We start from the raw sequence: 6258 nt of genomic DNA, 5'->3' as shown, positions 1-6258 counted from the left end.
CCTTCATCGAGCTCAGCGACGTGCGCGCCGTGCAGTGCGACGATACGGGAGCCGCCAGGTCCGCGTGACGCCGCTGCGCCGTCGGCCGGGCCGGGGCGGGCGGAGGCGGCTAGAGGAGGCCGCGTACCGGCGTTTCGCGTGCTCAGGGTGTTTGTTCGACTACTTAAGGATGATTGGTGTCGGAGGTCGCCTTCGGTACGATTGGGAGCGCTCCCGCGAAAGGAACCCCATGGAAGACCCCAGACTGCCCGCCAGCCTCCTCTTCGGCACCGCCACCGCCGCCTACCAGATCGAGGGCGGCGTCCACGAGGGCGGACGGGGCCCCTCCATCTGGGACACCTACTGCCGGACGCCGGGTCGCGTCGCCCGCGGCGAGAGCGGCGACGTCGCCTGCGACCACTACCACCGCTACGGCGAGGACGTCGCCCTGCTCGCCGACCTGGGCGTCGACCTGTACCGCTTCTCCGTGGCCTGGCCGCGCGTCCAGCCCACGGGCAAGGGCCGCCCCAACCCGGAGGGGCTGGCCTTCTACGACCGACTGGTGGACACCATCCTGGGCGCCGGGATCGAACCCGCCCTGACCCTTTACCACTGGGACCTGCCCCAGGCGCTGGAGGACGAGGGCGGCTGGCGGGTCCGCGACACCGCCTACCGCTTCGCCGAGTACTCCCGCATCGTCGCCGACCGCCTCGGCGACCGGGTCAACCGGTGGATCACCCTCAACGAACCCTTCTGCTCGGCCTTCGTCGGCCACGCCGTCGGCCGCCACGCGCCCGGCAGCCGTGAGGGCACGCCCGCCCTGGCCGCCGCGCACCACCTGCTGCTCGCCCACGGCATGGCCACCGGCGAACTGCGCGCGGCCGCCGCCGGGGAGGTCGGCATCACCCTCAACCCGGACCACTTCCTGCCCGCCACCGACTCCGAGGCCGACCGCGCCGCCGTGGAGCGGGCCCGCACCCTGCACAACCGCGTGTGGTTCGACCCGATCTTCGCCGGGGCCTACCCCGACAACGAGGACGAGGTCTGGGAGGGCATGGCCGACGGCTCCTACCGGGCCGACGGCGACCTGCGCATCATCGGCCAGCCGCTGGACTTCCTGGGCGTCAACTTCTACCGGCCCATCATGCTGCGAGACGCCCCCCACGACGAGGCCGACCCGGCCGCGCGCACCGCAGTGGACATCCGCACCGAGCAGGTGCCGATCGAGGGCGTGCGGCACACCACCATGGGCTGGCCGGTGGTCCCGGCCACCTTCGCCGACCTGCTCATCGACCTCAACCGGCGCTACCCGGACCTGCCGCCCATCTTCATCACCGAGAACGGCTCGGCCGAGGACGACCAGCCCGACGAGACCGGACGGGTCCGCGACACCGGCCGCATCGAGTACCTGCGCGACCACCTGGACGCCCTGGCCACGGCCATCGACGCGGGGGTGGACGTGCGCGGCTACTTCGTGTGGTCGCTGCTGGACAACTTCGAGTGGGCCTACGGCTACGACCGCCGCTTCGGTCTGGTCCGCGTGGACTACGACCGCCTGGAGCGCCACCCCAAGGACAGCTACCACTGGTACCGCGACTTCCTGACCTCGCACCGCGCCCGCAGGGTCCAGGAGGTCGCCACCCGGTGGGAGGGCTAGCAGCCCCCGGAGCCCCCGCGCGGGGGCGGGGCCCGTCTCCCGGAGCGCCCGTCCCCCGCTCGCCGGGATGGTGGTGGGTCTGTGCCTGTCCACGTTCGACAACGAGCTGACCGCGGCGCACACCGAGGAGCACCGGGCGATGGTCCGGGACCTGCTCCTGGACGCGGTGCTGCGCACCATGGGCCGTACGGAGGCAGCCCGGTAGCGCGGGTTCCGGCCGGGCCGGGACCCGTCCTCAGGCGTGCTGTCGGGCGATGGCGCCGAACGCCCCCACGACCGCGCCGAGAGCGAACATCGAAGCCTCGTCCTCGTCCATGTGGACCAGGCCCGCGGGCACGAGCACGCGGTAGGGCTTGGCCTCGCCCGGCAGGATCTCCATGCCGTCGATGATCCCCTGTCCCTCCAGCATCAGAAGGGCTTCCTCGACCCTTCCGGTACGGTCACCACGGGACCAGATCGACATAGGTCACACCTCACTACGGCCGGGGCCGGGCAGTCCACTGTTCCCAGGGCCGGAGAACCCGGCCCTGTCGCGCTTCGGTAGTCGGCTCCGGTCTGCGCGGGGGAGTCCAGACCAGTGATACCACCGGGCGGCCCGGGGTATTCCGGTGCCCGCTCGCACGGGTGCTGGCCGGAACCGGCCACCGCCGCGCGGCGCCCGCTCTCCCCGAGCCGACCGGGCGCGCGGCCGGGCCGGGCCGGACCTCACCCGGTTCCGGCCGGCTCAGCGGGCGAGCACGGTCATCTCCTCCCCGTGCGCGTCCACGGCGACGAGTCCGACCTCCTCGGCGGGCGGCTCCCCGGCCTCGGGCCCCTCCACGGCGAGGGCCTCGCCGCCCGCCGCGCTGCCGCTGGCGGCGCCCCGCACACTGATCCGGTCCGCCTCCCGGGAGGCCGCCGCCAGGTAGTGCCACCGCCCGTCCCCGTCCTGCCACCAGGTGCCCGCCGCCACCTGCCGGTCGAGGTTGCTGCACTCCCAGCCGCCCTCGCGCTCGCCCGCGACCACGGTGTCGGTGCCCGCTTCGGTGTCGGCCACCAGCAGGGTGCGGGCCAGGCCGCCGCCGTCGTTGGCCCCGTAGCGCACGCACACCCACCGGCCGGTGCCCCCGCCGGGCAGCTCCTGGCGGGCGAACTCCCAGGCCGTGGCCGTGCGGACCGGTTCGGCGGGCGGTTCCCCGGCGCAGGCCGCCAGCCCCCACAGTCCGAACCCGCTGTCGGTGTCCAGCACCTCGTGCGGGCCCAGACGGCGGATCTCCCCGGGAGGGGGCGGCATGTACCCCAGGTGGGCGGTGTCCAGCCCGCCCAGGTCGATCGCGGTGTAGGGCTGCCCGTGCGCCACCTCCGGCGCGCGCAGGCGCAGCGCCGGTCCCACGCCGCACCACTCCCCGGCCGGCACGGGTGCGGTCACGCCGTCCCCGTGCGCCAGGTCCGTCCAGTCCGGCTCCTGCCCGCCCAGCGGAGCGTAGGCCGCCTCGGTCACCCACGGCGGCAGCAGGTAGCGGGTGCCCTCAGCGGTGTCGGCCAGGCGCAGGGCGGGCCAGTTGGCCACCCCGTTGCCGGGTTCGTCGAACACCTCCACCCGCTCCTGCGAGCCGTCGTCGGTGTAGCGCGCCACCCACGGGGCGTCGTGCAGGAGCACCACCTCCCGCCCGTCCACGTCGCCGGCGAACACCAGACGGGGCGCGCGCGGCGCCGGGACCGCGGAGTCGCCCGCCGCCCGCGTCGCGACCCCCGCCGTCCGGCCCCGTACCGGGCCCGCGTCGGCGCCGTCCTCGGCGCTGTGCGCCGACCACGCGCGCAGTGCCCGCTGGACGAGCTGTTCGTCGCCGACCGCGTCGCCCCGCGGGTGCCAGGCGGTCAGGTCCAGCCGGAAGCGCTCGCGCCAGACCTGTTCGTCTGGGGCGTCGGCCAGGGCCATCGGCGCCGGGCCCTGGGACAGCACGGGTGCGACCGTCTTGGCGGTGCCCAGGGACAGCGCGACCAGGGCCAGTCCGGCCAGGACCGCGACGGCGGCCAGCGCGCGCCGCTCCGGGAGCGGGCCCCGGCCGCTGACCCGGACCACCGTGGGGTCGGGGAGCCGGTGTTCGCCCCCTGCCTCCAGGGCCCGTTCCACGGCGCCGGACGCGTCGCGCGCGCCGACCGAGGAGAGCAGGGCGGCGGCCTCCTCGGCGGACAGGCCCTCCACCCGCAGCAGCCCGTAGGCCGCGCGTTCCCGCGCGTCCAGGCCCTCCAGTCCCGCCAGGAGCCGGGCCTCGCCGCCCGCGCCGTCCACCGGGGACAGGCGCAGCCCCGCCGCGCCGCCTCCGAGGTGCCGTCGGAGCGGGCGCAGGGAGCGGCGCAGCACCCTGCGGCGCACCCGCGGGTAGGCCTGGGGTCGGGGGCGGCGCCGCCCCCGCGGCAGGGCTCCGGTGACCAGCCGGTGCGCTTGTTCGAGCAGGCCGTGCGCGGGTTGGCTGCCGGACAGGGTCAGGAAGGAGAGAAGGACGAGGTTGCGGTAGGGGTGGCGGGGTGTGTCGGACTCGGGCAGGGCGGGCATCGGGACTCCTCGGAACGGTTCCGGGCGAGCCTAGGGACGCCGGGACCGACGCACCCGGGAAACGCCGAAACCCGCCACCTATGCCCTAAAAGTCCCGTGTAACAGGCGTTTCCCGGATGGCACCCGTCCGGGTGGGTGTCGCGCAACGTCTTTCGGGGCCGCTCTGAGGCATCCCCGAAGGACGTTTCTCCCGGCTTCCGCGCACACAGCTGAGGGGAGTGTCAGACGCCCTTCAGTGCGGTTCCAGGACGGTGTGGGAGGTTCCCGTCTCCCAAAAATCTCCCACTCCTGGGTGGGAGACGGGAGTCTTCCAGCCAGCCTGATGAAGGGTCTTGCGCCTGGGCTCGAATCGTTCACTAGGGCATCCCCCGCACCACCCCTGAGAACGGGTCATGGTCGATCACACCCACTCCAGGACCTCCACAGGCCGCACAACCGCAGTTGAAGCGTTCAATGAACAACCACAGGATCCTGCACCAGTCACCAAGGCGAGGAAGAACCCGGCGACGGCACGACGTTCCACTGACGAGAGGCGCTGGCGCCCACGGTACGCGACGGTCTCTAGGCCGCACAGCCGCTCCCGGAGCATGCTCGCCGCGACAGGGGCTCACCGTGGAGGTGATGATGAATGAACGCCAACGCGATGGATCTCGACGCATTCGAACAGCTGGTGAGCCGGTCCTTCGCCGTGCTCCCCGAGTGGGTGCAGCGCAGCATGTCCGACGTCGCCCTGCTCGTCGACGACCTGCCTCCGTCTCACGAACCCGGGCATGTGCTGCTGGGGCGCTTTGTGGGAGTGCCGCGCACACGGCGGGGCCGGCGGGTTCCGGGGAGCTTGCCCGACCGTATCGAGCTCTACCGTGTGCCGATCCTGGGTGTGTGTCGATCATCTGGGGAGGTCGAGGAGAAGGTGACCATGGTCCTGCGGCACGAGATCGGGCATGCTTTGGGCATCGGCGAGGAACGGCTGCGGGAACTGGGGTACTGACACCCGCCTCCCTCTTCCGATCACGTCTGTGCCGGGTCGCGTCGGATCGTTGGCTTCCTGCCGTAGGTCATGAGAGGGGCGCACAGGGTGGGTGGATGGGAGCAGTGGCTCCTGGCCGTACCAGTCGGTGTGGTCTACACCGTCGCTTTCGTTCTCCCCTTCGCCGAGGCGGCCGCCTTCGCCGGACTTGTGGTTCCAGGGGAAACGGCCCTGCTCATCACAGGTGTCGTGGCGGGGTTGGGCCACGCGGATCCCTTCGTGGTGGCGGTTTGCGGAACCGTCGGGGCGGTGGCAGGTGATTCCGTCGGCTTCGAGATCGGGCGCCGTCTGGGACCGCGGCTGACGACCAACCGGCTCGGCCGGGCGATCGGTCCCGCCCGCTGGGAACGGGCCGAGGGGTTCGTGCGGCGGTACGGTGCCCACGCGGTGTTCTTCGGCCGCTGGGTGGGGGTCGCGCGCGCTCTGGTCCCCGCGCTGGCGGGCGCCGCCCGCCTGGAGTACAAGCGGTTCGTCGTCTGGAACGCCCTGGGGGCGACAGCGTGGGCGAGTACTGTCACCCTCGTTGGATACCTGGCAGGCGACTCCTGGCAGCGTGTAGAACGGTTCTTCGGTGAGGCCGTGATCCTGGTGCTGCTCGCCGGAGCGGTGCTCCTGGCCGCCGTGGGTGTGGCCCGGTGGATCGCCCACAACCCCGGACGCGTGCGTGCCTGGGCCGGGCGTCAGGCCGGGCGCCCGAGTGTGAGGGGCGTGCTCGCACGGTACGACCGGCAGGTGCGGTGGCTGGCGCGCAGGTTCCAGCCGCACACCGTCCTGGGGTTGGAGCTGACCACAGGTGTGGTCCTGGTGACAGCGGCCGGTTGGTTCTTCGGGTCGGTCCTCCAGGACGTGGTCGTCGGCGAAGAGTCCGTTCGCGGTGACGGGCCGATTTTGCGCTGGTTCGCCGCCCATCGGGATTCCGAGGTCACGGCGGCACTGGTGCTCGTGCACCATCTCGGCGGTGCGTGGGGGGCTTTGGCTGTGGCCGCGGCGGGGCCGCAGCTGGTTCGGGCGGGACTGCGCGGTCTCGTGCTCGCCACGGGAGGGTGGACTGTCACGGTG

The 6258-nt window shown here is 72.9% G+C and carries 5 protein-coding genes and 1 pseudogene; 4 read left to right on the top strand and 2 right to left on the bottom strand.

The features are described from left to right. Nucleotides 1–229: 229 nt before the first annotated feature. Nucleotides 230–1636, top strand: a complete 1407-nt coding sequence (locus ABD54_RS24815) for a GH1 family beta-glucosidase (protein WP_047871962.1) — start codon at nt 230–232, stop codon at nt 1634–1636. Between the two features lie 40 nt (nt 1637–1676). After that, nucleotides 1677–1841, top strand: a pseudogene (locus ABD54_RS27595) (TetR/AcrR family transcriptional regulator); the annotation flags it as partial. Nucleotides 1842–1871: 30 nt separating this feature from the next. Here the strand turns inward: ABD54_RS27595 and ABD54_RS24810 are convergent. Both ABD54_RS24810 and ABD54_RS24805 read right to left on the bottom strand, forming a co-directional pair. Continuing rightward, complete coding sequence (locus ABD54_RS24810; protein WP_235432187.1) at nt 1872–2045, bottom strand: hypothetical protein; 174 nt, start codon at nt 2043–2045, stop codon at nt 1872–1874. A gap of 315 nt (nt 2046–2360) precedes the next feature. Further along, on the bottom strand, nt 2361–4172 hold the full coding sequence (locus tag ABD54_RS24805; protein WP_047871960.1) for a hypothetical protein: 1812 nt from the start codon (nt 4170–4172) through the stop codon (nt 2361–2363). 628 nt (nt 4173–4800) lie between these two features. On the opposite strand from ABD54_RS24805, the gene ABD54_RS24800 reads away from it, so the two are divergent. Beyond that, on the top strand, nt 4801–5160 hold the full coding sequence (locus ABD54_RS24800) for a metallopeptidase family protein (protein ID WP_053063652.1): 360 nt from the start codon (nt 4801–4803) through the stop codon (nt 5158–5160). 69 nt (nt 5161–5229) lie between these two features. Next, nucleotides 5230–6258 (top strand): DedA family protein (locus ABD54_RS24795; RefSeq protein ID WP_235432186.1); only part of this gene is annotated, 1029 nt, incomplete at its 3' end.

Source organism: Nocardiopsis sp. RV163 (assembly GCF_001029525.1).
GTDB classification, from domain to species: Bacteria; Actinomycetota; Actinomycetes; order Streptosporangiales; family Streptosporangiaceae; genus Nocardiopsis; species Nocardiopsis dassonvillei.
Note: the sequence above shows the minus strand (reverse complement) of the source record. Positions and strands in the feature narration are given on the sequence as shown.